The organism is Streptomyces sp. RLB3-17 (assembly GCF_007113425.2).
GTDB classification, from domain to species: Bacteria; Actinomycetota; Actinomycetes; order Streptomycetales; family Streptomycetaceae; genus Streptomyces; species Streptomyces mirabilis_D.
This window is the reverse complement of the sequence record NZ_CP041610.2, coordinates 888109-904094: the sequence shown is the minus strand read 5'-3', so window position 1 is coordinate 904094 and position 15986 is coordinate 888109. Positions and strand designations below refer to the sequence as shown.

At 71.3% G+C, this 15986-nt stretch carries 11 protein-coding genes and 2 pseudogenes; 2 read left to right on the top strand and 11 right to left on the bottom strand.

Annotation, left to right across the window (positions count from 1 at the left end; all coding sequences use genetic code 11):
* Positions 1-36 precede the first annotated feature (36 nt).
* From FNV62_RS04315 to FNV62_RS04305, 3 genes and pseudogenes are all read right to left on the bottom strand, one after another.
* Positions 37-696 (bottom strand): spherulation-specific family 4 protein, encoded by a 660-nt coding sequence (locus FNV62_RS04315; protein WP_144314689.1) that lies wholly within the window; start codon positions 694-696, stop codon positions 37-39.
* A pseudogene (locus FNV62_RS04310) lies at positions 693-1452 on the bottom strand (NAD-dependent epimerase/dehydratase family protein). Before FNV62_RS04310 ends, FNV62_RS04315 begins: the two are co-directional and overlap by 4 nt.
* Positions 1453-1459: 7 nt before the next feature.
* Positions 1460-1729, bottom strand: a pseudogene (locus tag FNV62_RS04305) (nucleotidyltransferase family protein); the annotation flags it as partial.
* A 440-nt stretch (positions 1730-2169) separates the two neighbouring features.
* Here FNV62_RS04305 and FNV62_RS04300 point away from each other — a divergent pair.
* On the top strand, positions 2170-3063 hold the full coding sequence (locus FNV62_RS04300; protein WP_054229397.1) for a DMT family transporter: 894 nt from the start codon (positions 2170-2172) through the stop codon (positions 3061-3063).
* Between the two features lie 27 nt (positions 3064-3090).
* On the opposite strand, the gene FNV62_RS04295 is transcribed toward FNV62_RS04300, so the two are convergent.
* The 5 genes from FNV62_RS04295 to FNV62_RS04275 form a co-directional block, all read right to left on the bottom strand.
* Entirely contained in the window at positions 3091-3624 is a 534-nt protein-coding gene (locus tag FNV62_RS04295) for a GNAT family N-acetyltransferase (protein WP_054229396.1), read from the bottom strand.
* An 80-nt stretch (positions 3625-3704) separates the two neighbouring features.
* On the bottom strand, positions 3705-4445 hold the full coding sequence (locus FNV62_RS04290) for an FAD binding domain-containing protein (RefSeq protein WP_144314688.1): 741 nt from the start codon (positions 4443-4445) through the stop codon (positions 3705-3707).
* Between the two features lie 142 nt (positions 4446-4587).
* Positions 4588-5574: a methylmalonyl Co-A mutase-associated GTPase MeaB gene (gene meaB, locus FNV62_RS04285; RefSeq protein WP_143599975.1), complete on the bottom strand. Its 987-nt coding sequence runs from the start codon at positions 5572-5574 to the stop codon at positions 4588-4590.
* Between the two features lie 5 nt (positions 5575-5579).
* Positions 5580-7763, bottom strand: coding sequence for a methylmalonyl-CoA mutase (gene scpA / locus FNV62_RS04280; RefSeq protein WP_097282673.1), 2184 nt, complete (start codon positions 7761-7763; stop codon positions 5580-5582).
* The gene (locus FNV62_RS04275; RefSeq protein ID WP_143599974.1) at positions 7763-9568 is read right to left on the bottom strand and encodes a methylmalonyl-CoA mutase subunit beta; all 1806 of its coding nucleotides are present in this window, start codon (positions 9566-9568) and stop codon (positions 7763-7765) included. The genes scpA and FNV62_RS04275 overlap by 1 nt, the downstream gene beginning before the upstream one ends.
* A gap of 393 nt (positions 9569-9961) precedes the next feature.
* Here FNV62_RS04275 and FNV62_RS04270 point away from each other — a divergent pair, with 393 nt between their 5' ends.
* Positions 9962-11137, top strand: a complete 1176-nt coding sequence (locus FNV62_RS04270; RefSeq protein WP_143599973.1) for a cytochrome P450 — start codon at positions 9962-9964, stop codon at positions 11135-11137.
* Here the strand turns inward: FNV62_RS04270 and FNV62_RS04265 are convergent, their stop codons facing one another.
* The 3 genes from FNV62_RS04265 to FNV62_RS04255 all read right to left on the bottom strand — a co-directional run bounded on the left by FNV62_RS04265 (position 11138) and on the right by FNV62_RS04255 (position 15796).
* Positions 11138-12166: an acyltransferase family protein gene (locus FNV62_RS04265; RefSeq protein ID WP_063818498.1), complete on the bottom strand. Its 1029-nt coding sequence runs from the start codon at positions 12164-12166 to the stop codon at positions 11138-11140. It lies immediately after the preceding gene.
* Between the two features lie 727 nt (positions 12167-12893).
* Entirely contained in the window at positions 12894-14381 is a 1488-nt protein-coding gene (locus FNV62_RS04260) for an MFS transporter (protein WP_143599972.1), read from the bottom strand.
* An 89-nt stretch (positions 14382-14470) separates the two neighbouring features.
* Positions 14471-15796, bottom strand: a complete 1326-nt coding sequence (locus tag FNV62_RS04255) for a serine hydrolase domain-containing protein (RefSeq protein ID WP_143599971.1) — start codon at positions 15794-15796, stop codon at positions 14471-14473.
* Between the last annotated feature and the right edge of the window lie 190 nt (positions 15797-15986).

The window sequence follows — 15986 nt, the reverse complement described above, 5'->3', positions numbered from 1 at the left end:
CGCGCGTCCTTCCCGGCGTCCGCGGCGACCCCGGGCTCAGTCGGCCTCGCTCAGCGCGGGCGTCAACTGCGCCCAGGGATTGGGCGGTTCTCCCGTCACGGGACCGCAGACCGCCGCGCCGCGTTCGCGCGCGGTGCGCACGGTGAGCGGTACGAGCGCCTCGGGCACACCGTGGACGAGATGGCAGAACCGGTCGGGCGGGTGCCGGGCGGTCCACGCCGGTCTGCTGAACGCCGACACATAGGTCGTCCAGTGCCCCTCGAAGGTCACCGTCAGGTCGGCGACACGCGCGTACCCCGGCGCCGGGTGCACCCCGGGGTTGAGCACGACGGTCGTGGCGCCCAGCCGGCGTACGGACCGCACCAGCCTTCGGCAGGCGGGCAGTTCGGCCGGGTCCGAGGTCACCCGCTCAAGGAAGCAGCCGTCGGCCCCGTACCACTCCCGGTGCCGTACGACGTCCTGCGCGACCTCGGCCGTGGAACGCGCACCGTAGTCGGTGTCCACGTAGCCGAGCAGGTGGGCGCCGGCCGCCCGCAGAGCTTCGGCCGCCGCCGTGAACGCCGGGTCGGGGCTCGGGCCCGGACCGTTCGCGGGATTGATCACCACCGCGTACGTACGGGCCGCGGCCGTGATCAGCCGGTGCCAGGCGCCCGGATCCTCGGCCGGGTGGACGTAGAGCGGGATGAGCAGGCTCACGGCGCCCGACCGCCTTCCGGACGGACGGACGTCGCCGCCCAGAGCGCGGCCAGCGACTCCTCCAGGGCGTACGACGGCCGCCAGTCCAGGCCCTCACCGGCGGCGGCGATGTCGGAGCACTGCCACGACACCGCCCCCGAGCGCGCCGAGCCGCCGCCGTCCTCCTCGATCCGGCCCCGGAACCCGGCGGTGCGGGCCAGCGTCCGTACGAGCTCGCGCACCGGGACGGCGCGTCCGCCCCCGATGTTGAGGACGTGCGGCAGGGGCCCGGGCGACGTGGCCGCGAGCACCGCCGCCCGCGCCACATCTCGTACGTCCACGAAGTCGCGGTAGGCCGACAGGTCACCCAGCCGGATCACCGCGTCCGGGTCCGGGCCGGCCGCGAGCAGCAGCCCGGCGATCCGACCGGGCAGCCCGGCGGGCGGGGCGCCGGGCCCCACCGGGTTGCTGGACGAGCCGGGCCGAGGGCGCTGCCTCCCGCAGCGCCGCGCACAGGACGGCGGGGCCACGGGAGTTGACCTCCGCGAGGGTCACGGCGTCCCCGTCGGTCGAGCCCGCGCAGTTGATCACGGCATCGGGTGCCGCCGACGCCAGGGTCTTCGCCAGCCCGTCCGTACGGGCGGTGGCCGGGTCGATGTCCAGCTCCGCGTGGGGCGAGCGACCGCCGCCGAACACCCGGGCGCCCGGCAGGGCGCGCAGGTGCTCGACGACGTGACCGCCCAGATAGCCGGTGAAGCCGAGGACGAGAATGCGCATGCGGTGGTCAGGCTCCCTTGAGCAGCATCGACTTGCGGGTGGTGAACTCGGCGTTGGCCCGGTCGTAGTCGTCGGGGCGGCCGATGTCGAGCCAGTACCCGTCGAAGTCGTAGGCGTGCGGGGGGTCCTGTGCTTCGAGCAGATCGAGGACGAGTTCGTCGAAGCCCAGCGGCAGCCCGGGCGTGTAGCCGTCGAGGGTCGTCCTGGACAGCCCGTAGACACCCATGGAGACGCGGTAGTCCATGCTCGGTTTCTCGGTGAACGCGACGACCTTGCTCGGGGAGCTGTGCGGTCAGCCACGTGGGGTCGATCGTCTGGTAGAGGAACCAGACGTCGTACGCCGCGCGATCACCCGCATCCGCCCATGACACCGAAGGTGCGGCCGACCGACCCCGGCGACTTCCGCCACCATACGGCTCCACAGGGTGACGGAGCGCTATTGGCCCGTACCGTCCGGGCCGGGAACGGCGGAACCGTTCCTACCGCTCGTGAGGCGCAGACGTTCTCGGCCGACGCGTGATTTCCGGCCGCGGGGCTGACCGCGTCGAGTGCGTGGCGGCCAAGGCGTGGCCTCGTCCGTGGTCCGGGCAACGGCACCTGGGTGTGCCAGGGGGCGGACTCCATGGTGGCGCGGGAGCATGGGGGTGACCCGTGCGCCTCGGTCGGTGCCCGTGGGAGAAAGCGGGAGAGGAGCGGGAGAGAAGGAGGGGCAAGCCGGTGGCGTTGGTGTTCTCCGTCGTCTTCGCGGTGCTGGCCGCGGTCAGCAACGCGACCGCCACTGTCCTCCAGCGCCGCGCGGCACAGGACGTGCCGTTGTCCGAGGGCTTCCACGCCAGGCTGCTCGTCGAGCTGCTGCACCGGCCGGTGTGGCTGGGCGGGATGGCCGCGGTCATGGCGGCGGCATGCTTCCAGGCGCTGGCGCTGGTCAACGGAGCGCTGTCCGTCGTACAGCCGATCTTCGTCCTGGAACTGCCGTTCGCTCTGCTCATCGGCGGTCTGGTGCTACGGCGTCGGGTGACCCGGCGCGGGTGGATCGCCGTGGTGTGCATCGCCGTCGGGCTGGGTACCGTGCTGGCCGCGGCCGCCCCCTCGGTCGGGACCGACCGGCCCACCACAGGCGGCTGGATCCTGGCCATCGTGTGCTGCGTCGGCGTCATCGTGGCTGCCGTCGGTGTCGCCCTGCGGTGCCCGGCCGGACGCGCCCGCGCGGCCTGTTTCGGCGCCGCGGCGGCCATCGGCTACGCACTCACCGCGGCCCTGATCAAGGACGCCACGCACGCCTGGGAGACGGGCGGCGTCACCGGGTTCTTCCTCGCCTGGCAGACCTACGCCTTCGCCGCCACCGGAGTCTGCGCGCTGTTCCTCCTGCAGAACGCCGTCCAGTCCGGCCCCCTCGTCGCTTCCCAGCCCGCGCTCACCCTCGGTGACGCCCTGGTCAGCCTCGTCCTGGGCGTCACCTTGTACGCGGAGCGGGTACGCACCGGCTGGTGGCTGATCCCCGAGACCGTCGGGGCCGCCCTGATCCTGTACGGAGCGATCCTGCTGGCGCGGATCCCGCTCACCCAGGTGCTCGTCGCGTCGCCGGCCGCGCCGGACCGTACCAGGGCATGAACCGCGGGAACCGACGACTCGGCGGGTTCAGGCCTGGAACTCGGTGAGATCGATGACGTGAACGAACAGTGGATAGCCGTACACCGGGTGCGTCGTCTCGCGCTCCAGCGTCATACCGAGCTTGCGGATGACGTTCTCGGACGCGTCGTCCCCCGGTCGGGTGATGCTGATGACGCGGTCGAGGCCACGGTCCTGGAGCGCGAACTCCAACGTGGCATGGGCGGCTTCGGAGGCGTACCCCTGACCCCAGAACGGTGAGCCGAGCCGCCAGCTGATGGCGACGGCGGGCAGTACCTCCGGCAGGAACTCGGGCACGGACAGGCCCACGAAGCCGGCCAGTTCGCCGGAGGCCAGCAGTTCGACGGCGAAGAGGCCGAATCCCTCCTCGTCCCATTCCTCTTCCCACTGTTCGATGGCCTCCGCCGTGTGGTCCAGGTCGCGAACGGAGCCGTCGTCGATCCAGTGCATGACTCGGGGGTCGGCATTGATGTCCGCCATCGGCACGAGGTCGTCGTCGGACCAGCGGCGGAGGAGGAGGCGGGGCGTGTGGATCTCGGTCATGGCGCCCATCCTGCCCGACGGGCGACCTCGGCCCGACGGCGGCGGCGCCAAGACCGTGCTGCCGGTGTTCGGGAGGGCCCTCAACGACCGGTGGGACGGGACAAGAGGTCGGTGACCAGTTCGTCGACCGCTTCCCGGGCCGTGGCGTGCAGTGCGCCGACAGCCGTGCGACGCAGATCGTCGAGGACCTGTTCGACGTCGGAGGCCGAGTCGGAACCGGCGTCGTACTCGGTGCTCTCGGTGAGTACGTCGTACCCGTCGCGGACGGCGACGCGCAGGCGCGTTCCTCCGGTGCCGACGGTGTGCAGAGCGGCGGCGACGACCAGTGGTGGCGGACCGCCCGCTTCGCCGGGCAGCTTGCGGTACGTGCTGGTGATGGGCTCGCGCCAGCGGAGGCCGAGCAGCAGGTGGCCCTTGGCCAGTACCTCGGTCAGGTCGGTCTCGTAGACGCTGTCCGGATCCAGGACCACCGCGCGCGCTTCCAGCACGAGTGCGGCGGGCAGCAGACAGCGCAGGGTGCTCCCGACGATGTTGCCGCCGACGGTGGCCGTGCGGCGCACGGCTCCGGTCCCCACGGTGGCGGCCGCCCGGCGCAGTGCTTCGGGCACGCGGTCGTCGATCCGGTTCAGTATCACGGCCCCGCCCAGCGTCTCGCGGCCGATCGTGTTGGCTTCCGGCAGGTCGCGCAGCGACATGGCCTGCTCGGGGAAGCCGTCCCGCTGCCAGGTGGCCCATATCAGGGTCGCCCCGCCTATGGGCACCGCCCCCTCGGCCATGCACTCCTGGGTTTCGGAAACGGACGTGGGCAGACGCAAGAGCACGGCAGCCGACCTGCTTTCTGGAAAATGAGCGGCTGAGTACGCACCACCCCAGCCATATGACCGTCGACATGGCGGATTTTCCCCCGGTACACAGGGGCGCGTACAGGGCTCACCGCATCACCCGGTGCGCCCTGTACGCGGTTCAGCCGCGCTCGCCGCCGAACACCCCCAGGATCCGCTCGGCGGCCAGCGTGGCCGTCAACTCCCCGTCCCGCACCTGCTGTTCGAGGCCGGGGGTGAGGGCGCGTACGGCCGCGTCGGCGTGCAGGCGGCCGAGGAGTTCGTCGCGGACCATCGTCCACGTCCAGTCCACCTGCTGGTCGCGGCGCTTGGCGGCGAGGCGGCCGGTGGAGTCGAGGAGCGTGCGGTGCTGTTCGAGGCGCTCCCACACCGTGCCCAGACCTGTCGACTCACGGGCACTGCAACTCAGCACCGGCGGCGTCCAGGCGGCGTCGACGGGATGCATCAGCCGCAGCGCGCCCGCCAACTCCCGTGCCGCACCACGGGCGTCGCGCTCGTGCGGGCCGTCCGCCTTGTTGACGGCGATGACGTCCGCCAGTTCCAGGACGCCCTTCTTGATGCCCTGCAACTGGTCCCCGGTACGGGCGAGGGTCAGGAGCAGGAAGGAGTCGACCATGTTCGCAACCGCGGTCTCGGACTGGCCGACGCCGACCGTCTCCACCAGGACCACGTCGTAGCCCGCCGCCTCCATCACCACGATCGACTCCCGGGTCGCCTTCGCGACCCCGCCGAGCGTGCCCGCGGTGGGGGAGGGGCGTACGAAGGCCGCCGGGTCGACGGCCAGGCGCTCCATCCGGGTCTTGTCACCCAGGATCGAACCGCCGGTCCGACTCGACGACGGATCGACGGCGAGCACCGCGACCCGGTACCCGAGCGAGGTGAGCAGCGTGCCGAACGCGTCGATGAACGTCGACTTGCCCACACCGGGTACGCCGCTGATGCCGATCCGCCGCGCCTTCCCGCTGTGCGGCAGCAGCTCGGTCAGCAACTCCTGTGCCAGGGCACGGTGTTGGGGCCTCGTCGACTCCACGAGCGTGATGGCGCGCGCCACCAGCGCCCGCCTTCCGTCGAGTACGCCCTTCACATAGATGTCGAGGTCGATCGCCATGGGGGTCAGAGGTCGTGGCCGAGGTCGGCGGACAGCCGCCGCACCAGGTCGTACGCCGCGTCCGGGATCACCGTCCCGGGCGGGAAGACGGCCGCCGCGCCCATCTCGAGGAGCGTGGGCACGTCCTGCGGCGGGATCACCCCGCCGACCACGACCATGATGTCCTCGCGGCCCTCCTCGGCGAGCGACTCCCTGAGCGCCGGTACGAGGGTGAGGTGCCCGGCGGCCAGCGAGGACACCCCGACGATGTGCACGTCCGCCTCGACGGCCTGGCGCGCGACCTCGCCCGGGGTCTGGAACAGCGGGCCGACGTCGACGTCGAAGCCGAGGTCGGCGAAGGCGGTGGCGATCACCTTCTGGCCGCGGTCGTGCCCGTCCTGGCCCATCTTGGCGACCAGGATGCGGGGCCGACGGCCCTCGGCCTCCTCGAAGGAGGACACCAGGGTGCGGGTGCGTTCGACGGACGGCGACTCGCCGGCTTCGGTGCGGTACACACCCGAGATCGTACGGATCTGGCTCGCGTGCCGCCCGTAGACCTTCTCCAGGGCGTCGGAGATCTCGCCGACCGTGGCCTTCGCGCGGGCCGCGTTCACCGCCAGCTCCAGGAGATTGCCGGTGCCTTCGGCAGCCCGGGTCAGGGCGTGCAGGGCGTCCTGGCACGCCTGTTCGTCGCGCTCCGCGCGCAGCCGCCGCAGCTTCTCGATCTGCTGCGTGCGCACGGAGGAGTTGTCGACCTTGAGGACGTCGATCTGCTCGTCGGTCTCCACCCGGTACTTGTTCACGCCGATGACCGGCTGGCGTCCGGAGTCGATCCGGGCCTGGGTGCGGGCAGCCGCCTCCTCGATGCGCAGCTTGGGGATGCCCGCGTCGATGGCCTTGGCCATGCCGCCCGCCGCCTCGACCTCCTCGATGTGCTGCCAGGCACGGCGGGCGAGGTCGTACGTCAGCTTCTCGACGTACGCGCTGCCACCCCAGGGGTCGATCGCCCGTGTCGTGCCCGACTCCTGCTGGATCAGCAGCTGGGTGTTGCGGGCGATGCGCGCCGAGAAGTCGGTGGGCAGGGCGAGCGCCTCGTCGAGGGCGTTGGTGTGCAGCGACTGGGTGTGCCCCTGCGTCGCCGCCATCGCCTCCACGCACGTGCGCGTGACGTTGTTGAACACGTCCTGTGCGGTCAGCGACCAGCCGGAGGTCTGCGAATGGGTGCGCAGGGAAAGGGACTTGGCGTTCTGTGGATCGAACTGCTTGACCAGCTTGGCCCACAGCAGCCGCGCCGCCCGCATCTTGGCGATCTCCATGAAGAAGTTCATGCCGATCGCCCAGAAGAAGGAGAGCCGGGGCGCGAACGTGTCCACGTCCATCCCCGCCTCCCGCCCCGCCCGGATGTACTCCACCCCGTCGGCCAGCGTGTACGCCAGCTCCAGGTCGGCCGTCGCGCCCGCCTCCTGGATGTGGTAGCCGGAGATGGAGATGGAGTTGTAGCGCGGCATCCGCTGCGAGGTGAAGGCGAAGATGTCGGAGATGATCCGCATCGACGGCTTCGGCGGATAGATGTAGGTGTTGCGGACCATGAACTCCTTGAGGATGTCGTTCTGGATGGTCCCGGCCAACTTCTCGGGCGGTACGCCCTGTTCCTCGGCGGCCACGATGTAGAGCGCGAGTACGGGCAGTACCGCACCGTTCATGGTCATCGACACGGTCATCTTGTCCAGCGGGATGCCGTCGAAGAGCTGGCGCATGTCGTAGATCGAGTCGATCGCCACGCCCGCCATGCCGACGTCACCGGTCACGCGCGGGTGGTCGCTGTCGTAGCCGCGGTGGGTGGGCAGGTCGAAGGCGACGGACAGGCCCTTCTGACCGGCCGCGAGATTGCGCCGGTAGAAGGCGTTGGACTCCTCCGCAGTGGAGAAGCCCGCGTACTGACGGATCGTCCAGGGCTGGTTGACGTACATCGTCGGGTACGGGCCGCGCAGATACGGGGCGATGCCCGGGTAGGTGCCCAGGAAGTCCAGGCCCTCCAGGTCCTGCCCGGTGTACAGCGGCTCGACCGCGATGCCCTCCGGGGTCTCCCACAGGAGATCGGCCCCGCCCGTGGCCTTCTTGACGGCGCTTCGCCACTCGTCGTTCCCGCCGTCGGCCTTCGGGACCCCCAGCTCGATCCCGGAGAAGTCGGGGATTCCCCTCGCTGCCATCAGGACACTCCCATACGGTCGAGGGTGGCGGAGAGCACGGCGACGGCGTCGCACCCCGCGAAGACATAGGCATCGACATCCGGGTACTGCCCGGGACGGCCCGCGAGGAACACGTGCCCGGCGCCCGTCGCCTTCAGCTCCTCGGCGACCTCCGCGGCCCGCTCCTCGTACAGCGTGTCGCTGGAGCACAGGCAGACCTCGGTGGCACCGCTGTCCTCGAAGGCGCCCTCGGTGACGGGCTCGATGCCACCCGCCTGGAACAGGTTCGAGGCGAAGGTGAGGCGGGCGGTGTGCGCGGCGGCCGGGCCGAGGGCGGCCAGGAAGATCCGCGGCCGGGAACCGGTCGCCGCCAGGTGGGCGTCGGACCGGGCTCGCAGCGCCTCGAACGCCTCGTCGCGCCGCACCCGCGGCAGCCCGCCGGACGGCGGTACGGGGGCGGGAGCGCGTTCTACGAGGCGTTCGGCGAGGTTCGGGAACTCGCTGACCCCGGTGACGGGTTCGCGCCGCTTGGCGAGCTTCGCGCTGCGCGCCTCCCAGGTGCGGGCGAGGTCCTGGCCGAGCCGTCCGGAGCGCAGGGCCGCCGCCTGGCCGCCCTCCCGCTCGATCCACTGGAAGAACTCCCAGCCCGCGTGGGCGAGTTCGTCCGTGAGTCGCTCCACGTACCAGGAGCCGCCCGCCGGGTCGATCACCCGGGACAGATGCGACTCCTCGACCAGGATGGTCGAGGTGTTGCGGGCGATCCGCCGGGCGAACGCGTCCGGCAGCCCCAGGGCGTGGTCGAAGGGCAGCACGGTGACGGCGTCGGCGCCACCCACTCCGGCGGCCAGAGTCGCGACCGTCGTGCGCAGCATGTTCACCCACGGATCGCGGCGGGACATCATCACCGGCGAGGTCACCGCGTGCTGCACCTGCCCGCCCGGGGCCCCGCAGACCTCGGTCACCCGCGCCCAGAGCCGGCGCGCCGCCCGCAGCTTGGCGATGGTCAGGAACTGGTCGGCGGTGGCCGCGTACCGGAACTCCAACTGGGCGGCGGCCTGTTGGACGCTCAGGCCCGCCTCGGTCAGCTCCCGCAGATAGGCGACGCCGGTCGCCAGCGAACTGCCCAGCTCCTGCGCCGCCGAGCCACCGGCCTCGTGGTACGGCAGCGCGTCCACGGTCAGCGCCCGCAGCCCCGGGTACTCCTCGGCGCACAGCCCCGCGAGGGAGGCGACGGGCGCGAAGTCGAGCCCGCCGTCTCCCGTGCGGGCCTCGTGGCCCAGCGGGTCGGCTCCCAGGTTGCCGCGCGCCGCCTCCTTGGCGACCCCGCGCTCCTGGTAGAGCCGTAGCAACTCGCGTGCGGCGGGCTCGACGTCACGTCCCGCGTCGAGGACGACGGGCGCCAGGTCGAGATAGACGCCGTCGAGGACCCGGTCGAGCGAGGACACCGGAATGCCGTCCGCACCGGCGACCAGCCAGAGCGAGGTGACGCCGTTCTCCAGGTCCCCGAGGACCGCAGCGCCGTCGGCGGCCGTGTGCTGCTGCCGTACGTCCCAGCCGCCGAGGGTGTTGCCCTCGGGGCGTCCGCCCCGTACGAAGGGAGCGAAACCGGGCAGGCCGGGATCGGGCGCGGAGTCGTCCGCGGTGTACAGGGGACGGGCGCGCAGCCCGTCCTCCAGCGTGGTGGACAGGGCGTCTTCCGCTGCCGCGCCCGAGACTTCCTTGCCCGACTTGCGCAGGACGCCTTCAACCAGGCGTTGCCACTGCTCATGGGTCGCGTCAGGGAACTCGGCGGCCAGCGAGAGCCCGTCGTCAGGCAGGACCGTCATGCTCGGATGCTAGGCCAGATACGCAGGTGAGCAGCAGAGGACGCGGCTGTGACCTTGACCTCCCAGGGGTGGTCTTGATCAACAGGCCGGGTTCGTACTACGGCAGCACAGGGATCTCGGACACCGCCGGGTACCGCGGAGCGAGGAGGACGATCTGCGCGGGGTGCGCCCCTGGCCGCGGGTACACGGTCTGGCGCCGGCCCCGGCAGCGGAGGAAGTTCAGCGCCGCGGTGTCCTGATGATCGGTCACCGCCCGGGCTCGGTCGTCCAGGGCGGGCAGCAGCAGTACGTCGAGGATCCCGGTGGCGACACCACGCCCCCGTCGGCCGCGGCTTCGGCACGATTGTTAGCCTTGGTTGTGATCCAATTCCCCGTGCCCGGCCAAGGCTTGCGATGAGCGCCGTCGGCTCCTTCCCGCTCGGTGCCGCGACCACGCTCGCCGAACTCGCCGCGGATCCGCATCCGCGCCTGGCGCGACTCCGCGCCCACGAGCCCGTTTCCTGGCTGCCCGAGCTGGACGGCTGGCTGGTGACCCGCCGCGATCTCGCGCTGAACGTGATGCGCGACCCCGCGACCTTCACCGTCGACGACCCCCGGTTCTCCACCGCACAGGTCGTCGGCCCGAGCATGCTGTCCCTGGACGGTGACGAGCACGCACGCCACCGGGAGCCCTTCACCGCTCCCTTCCGCCCCAGGGAAGTACGCGTCGGCTTCGCCGCGTTCATCGAGCGGGAGACCGACCGGCTCATCACCGCGCTGGAACCGGCGGGCGCCGTCGAACTGCGACGCGCCTTCGCCGGCCCGCTCGCCGTCGCCGTCGTGACCGAGGCGCTCGGGCTGGTCGGCACCACCGCGGACACGGTGCTCTCCTGGTACGACTCCATCGTGCGGTCGGTCTCGGACATCACCGCAGGACACGAGGCGGCACCCGCGGGCGCCGAGGCGTACGCGCGGCTGAGGGCCGCCGTCGAGGCCACCGTCGCCGACCCGGGTACGGCGTCGCTCCTCGGCTCCGCCGCCGAGCGGCTGGCACTGCCCGAAGTGGCGTCCAACGCCGCGGTGCTGATGTTCGGTGGGATAGAGACCACCGAGGCGATGATCACCAACGCGTTGCTGCACCTGCTGCGACACCCCGACCAACTCGCCCTCGTCCGTGATGACGACGGCCTGCTGGACGGAGCGATCGAGGAATCGCTGCGCCTCGAACCCGGAGCGGCGGTCGTGGACCGCTACGCCACCCGTGACACCGTCCTCGGCCCGGCCACGATCCGCCGGGGTGAACTGGTCACCGTCTCCCTGTCCGGCGCCAACCGCGACCCGGCCGTCTTCGCCGATCCCGATCGGTTCGACGTCCGCCGCGAGAACGCGCGTCTCCAGCTGGCCTTCGCGCACGGCCCGCACTACTGCCTCGCCGCGCACCTCGCCCGACTGGAGACCCGGATCGCCCTTCAGCGCCTGCTCGAACGCCTCCCCGCCCTGCGCCTCGACCCGGCCCGTCCGGCCACTCCGCAGGGGCTGGTCTTCCGCAAGCCGCCCACCCTGCATGTCCTGTGGGACAGCCCCGCCTGATCAACGCGACACCGGGGTGCGTCGCAGGGATCTCAGGAAGGGCCGCAGAAGCCATCGCCGGGCGGGTACCTCCACGTACTCGTACAGGAGCCAGGCGAGAGCAAGGGACACCCCGAAGGCGGTGAGCGCGCCGATCGGCGACGGTTTGAACAGGTGCTGCCCCGCGCGCAGCACGAGCAGGTGGACCATGTAGAAGGCGAAGGAGAGTTCACCCAGTCGGACGAGGGCCGGATGCCGCCACAAGCTGGGCAGGCCGCGTACGTCGGCCAGGGCGGCCGCGGGGATCAGACAGGTGAAACCGACCAAGGTGCAGGCGACGCAGGCGTACGATCCGCCGACCTGGGAGACCAGGAAGTAGCCGATGATCGTCAGGGCCACCGACGCCTCCAGGCCGGGGCCGCGCCAGCGGCCGAGGAGCACGAGGCGGGCGACGGCGACTCCGAGGACGAACTCCGGCAGCCGGGCGGCGGGGAAGGAGTACAGGGTGCGGCCGACCCCCAGATGCAGGTCCGCCCGGGTCAGGATGAGCACGGTCAGGACGCTCGCGCCGGCGAGCGCGGTCGCGGTGAGGGCCCCGGCGTGCCGCAGCAGCAGGGCGAACGCGGGGAAGGTCGCGTAGAAGAACGCCTCGCACGCGAGCGACCAGCTGACGGGGTCGAGTGTCTGCCACCACGGGTGCCACCAGGAGTGGACGAGGAGCAGATTCGCCGCGCTGCCGGCCGGCTTGCCCATGCCCATGACGAATACCGCGATACAGGCCGTGACCAGGTGGACGGGGTAGAGGCGGGCGAAGCGGCGGCGCCAGAAGGCCGTGGGGCGGTCGTCGGACCGGGCGGACCAGCCGAGGACGAAGCCGGAGAGCAGAAAGAAGAAGGAGACCCCGGTGGAGCCCGCCCCGAAGCCCCAGTCGGCGAAGTGACGGGCCTGCCCGTTGAAGTAGCCCAGATTGCGGGTGTGCAGGCAGAAGACGAGAAGGGCCGCCACCCAGCGCAGACCGGTGAGGGAGGGCAGTGGACCGGGGTGAGTCACCTCGCGGTGGTGAGTCTTCGATCGGACCGGCGATTCGGATTGCTCCGGCTCGGCGAAGGAAGACTTGCTCACGATGGGACCGCCTGTGTTGGTCAAGGAGAGGTGCTCGCTGGGGGACTGGGGTGGTGAACTGGGCATGTTTGGGGTGGTTGTCGTCGACGCGTCTTCCCCGAGGAGCCGATAAGTATGCGTGTCGAATTACCGTTCGATCTGGTGATGGGCACCAGCTGCTGCGATGCCTTGTCAAGGTGTGAACGCCTGGTCGGACGCTGGGTCACCCTCCATCCGACGGTGGACGGGACATCTTCGGGCAACGGGATGGCCGATGGACTGTGACACGCACGGGGCCCGCGTCACGTACCGAGCGCTGGGGCGCCGGCACAGGAGGGGGTCGGCACGGTCGCCGTGGGCGCGGCGGTCGACGCCGCGGCGATCGGGAGCCGGGGCCACACGGGCCCGGGCGGTCGCTTTCAGGCCCCGGTCAGCAGCGTCACCAGGAACCGCACAAGCCGCCCGGCAGGCCGGTGGTGAGCGCACCACGGTCCACCGTCCCGCGGGGCCGGGGCTGCCGGCAACGCGCAGCGGGTTTCCAAGCCCTTCAGGGGGCGACGCCGCGAACCCTACGGAAGCACCAAGGCGGTCGCCGGCCCCGGGGAACGGGGGCGGCGACCGCCTTGGATCTGGTGTCGGCGGGGTACGGCAGGCCCGTACCCCGCCTCCGTGACCGCTACGACTTCGCCCCGGAGACCTCCGCGGGCCGCTCGGCCGGCCCACCGGCCACCGGCGTCGCCGAGCCCGCCGCCCGCCGGCCGGGCAGGAAGGCGGCGAGGGCGAGGGCGAGGAGGGCGGCACCGGCACCGATGGCCATGACCACCTTGAAGCCGTTCTCCGAGGGCAGCGCGGTGGTGCCGAAGTCGGTGGTCATCTGCGCCAGGACGACACCGGCGATGGCACTGGCGAACGATGTACCGATGGACCGCATCAGGGTGTTCAGGCTGTTGGCGGCGGCCGTCTCGGAGGCGGGCACGGCGCCCATGATGAGGGCGGGCATGGCGCCGTAGGCGAACCCGACGCCGCCGCCGATGATGCAGGAGACCAGGACGAGGTGCCAGACCTCGGACATCAGCACGATGTTGAGGCCGTAGCCCGCGGCGACGATGACGGCGCCGAGCATCAGGGTGGTCTTGGGGCCCTTGGCCCTCGTGATGGCGGCGGACAGCGGCGCCATCGCCATCATCACCAGACCCTGCGGGGCGAGGACCAGACCGACGGTCATCATGGACTTGCCGAGGCCGTAGCCGGTCTGCTCGGGCAGCTGGAGGAGCTGCGGCAGCACCAGGGACATGGCGAACATCGAGAAGCCGAAGGCCACCGAGGCGAGGTTGGTGAACAGCACCTGGCGACGGGCGGTGGTGCGCAGGTCGACCAGCGGCTTGGCGATGCGCAGCTCGTAGACGCCCCACGCCGACAGGACGACGACCGCGACGGCGAGCAGGCCGAGGGTGGTGGCGCTGCCCCAGCCCCAGTCGGCGCCCTTGGAGACGGCCAGCAGCAGGGAGACCAGGCCGACCGCCATGCCGACGGAGCCGAGCAGGTCGAAGCGGCCGCCGGTGCGGACCTTGGACTCGGGCACGAGGACCAGGACGAGCACGAGGGCGACGGCGCCGAGCGCGGCCGAGGTCCAGAACAGGATGTGCCAGTCGAAGTTGTCGGCGATGAAGGCCGCGGAGGGCAGGCCGAGGGCGCCGCCGACGCCGAGGGAGGCGCTCATGAGCGCGGTCGAGCCGGCGAGCCGCTCCGAAGGCAGTACGTCACGCATGATGCTGATGCCGAGCGGGACCACGGCGGCGGCCAGGCCCTGGAGGGCGCGTCCGGCGATCATCGGGATGAGGGAGTCGCTGAGCGCGCAGACCACCGAGCCGGAGATCAGCAGAACGATGCTGACCAGGAGCATGCGGCGCTTGCCGAACATGTCCCCGAGGCGGCCGACGACCGGGGTGGCGACGGCGGCGGCGAGGAGGGTGGCGGTGACCGCCCACGCGGTGTTCGACGCCGAGGCGTCGAGGAGCTTCGGCAGCTCGGGGACGATCGGGATGACCAGGGTCTGCATCAGCGAGACCACGATGCCGGCGAAGGCCAGAACCGCGACCACGGCGGTCGACCTCGGCGGGGCGGAGCCCTCGGCGTCGGTGGGTCGGGCAAGGGCGTCGGACATGGACGTGCCTCCGTCGGGCGAGCCGGTTTGCTTAACTCACTCAACCATAATCCAGATTGATTGACTTAAGCAAGCGTGTCCATGCGAGGTCACCGCGTGGCGGTGGAGGACGGTGCGGGTGACGGCGGCAATCCCGCGTAGATCTCGTCGAGAACGGTGGGGAGCAAGGCGTTCGCCGTGGTCCTGCCGTCCGGTGACAGGGTCAGGTTCGTCCAGATGACGAGCGTGACGTCGTTGTCCGGGTCGTGGCCGATGAACGAGTTGAAGCCCGGAAGCTCGCCGCCGTGGTAGTACATCGCGGCGTTCGGGCCGAAACGCTGATAGCCGATGCCGTAGCCGTATCGCTGTCCTTCGGGTGCCTCGGGGTCCTCGGGTTGCGGGCTGTGGAGCCATTCCCGCTGGTACGTGGGGTTCAGGACCTTCCCCGAGACCAGTGCCCGGATCCATGTGGACAGGTCGTCCGCCGTGGAGATGACGCCGCCGGCGGCGGTGGCGTACGAGGGGTTCTGGCGGGTGTAGTCGACGGGCGGGAGTTTCCCGGTCCGCGCGGCGGCCTGCAGCTCGGGCGGATACGGCTTGTCGACCAGCGCGTAGGACGACCCCCCGTACATGTAGCCGTGGGAGAAGCGGTCCGGCAGGGAGCTGTCGTCGGCGGCGGGGAGCGAGGTCCGCCGCAGCCCCAGTGGGCCGAACAGACGGTCCTGGAACTGCTGGGCCAAGGGGCGCCCGCCGGCCTTCTCGGCTACGAGACCCAGCAGTGCGTAGTTGGTGTTGCAGTACTCGAAGGACGCGTCGGGCGGGAACTCCGGTGGATGCCGGAACGCCATGGCCAGTACCTCGTGTGGGGTCCAGGCCTTCGCCGGGTCGGCGTCCAGAGTCGCCGCCAGTTCGGGGGCGCTCGTGTAGTCGTAGAGTCCGCTGCGCATTTTCAGCAGGTCGGCGATGGTGATGTGCTTGCCGCCCGGCACGTCCGGGACGTAGGCGGACACCGGGTCGCCGAGGTGGAGCCTGCCGTCCTGGGCGAGCAACATGATCAGCGCCGATGTCATGGTCTTGGTGTTGGAGGCGATCCGGAAATGCGTGCCCGCGTCGGGCGGAGTGTGGCCGCTCAGATCGGTGGCGCCGACCTTTGCCTCGAAGGTGCCCTGCGGGGTGCGCAGCAGGACCACCGCCCCGGGGACGAACAGTTTCCTGGCGGCGCCGGCCACGGCGGATCGGAATGCGGCCGGATCGATCGGCTTCAGCGCCGGCCGCCGGGAAGCGGAACCGGTCGCGTTCGTGGCGCCGGGCGACGCGTCCGGGAGCGCCGTGGTGACTGCCGTCCCTGAAGTGACCCAGCAGCTCGCGATCAAGAGGGCGCAGCAAGGCGCGAGCACGCCGAAACGGGTGCGGCGCGCCTTTCGGGGAGGACTCATCGTCGGCATCACGGCCCTCGCGCCCAGAGATCGGGACCACGCCGAAAAGCGGTGCGCGGTCCCGTTCGGGACCAGTCACTCGACCATTTCACGGCATTCGTACAGGTGCACGCCGATGTCGACGCTCCCGCGCCTGCGGTGGGCGGCAGGCGCGGGAGCGTTCGGCCGGGCGCTCGACGCGACATTCGGT

Coding starts and splice junctions, on each gene's coding strand:
- FNV62_RS04270 (WP_143599973.1), top strand. CDS start 9,962: ATGAGCGCCGTCGGCTCCTTCCCGCTCGGTGCCGCGACCACGCTCGCC.
- FNV62_RS04260 (WP_143599972.1), bottom strand. CDS start 14,381: ATGTCCGACGCCCTTGCCCGACCCACCGACGCCGAGGGCTCCGCCCCG.
- scpA (WP_097282673.1), bottom strand. CDS start 7,763: ATGGCAGCGAGGGGAATCCCCGACTTCTCCGGGATCGAGCTGGGGGTC.
- FNV62_RS04275 (WP_143599974.1), bottom strand. CDS start 9,568: ATGACGGTCCTGCCTGACGACGGGCTCTCGCTGGCCGCCGAGTTCCCT.
- meaB (WP_143599975.1), bottom strand. CDS start 5,574: ATGGCGATCGACCTCGACATCTATGTGAAGGGCGTACTCGACGGAAGG.
- FNV62_RS04295 (WP_054229396.1), bottom strand. CDS start 3,624: ATGACCGAGATCCACACGCCCCGCCTCCTCCTCCGCCGCTGGTCCGAC.
- FNV62_RS04255 (WP_143599971.1), bottom strand. CDS start 15,796: ATGAGTCCTCCCCGAAAGGCGCGCCGCACCCGTTTCGGCGTGCTCGCG.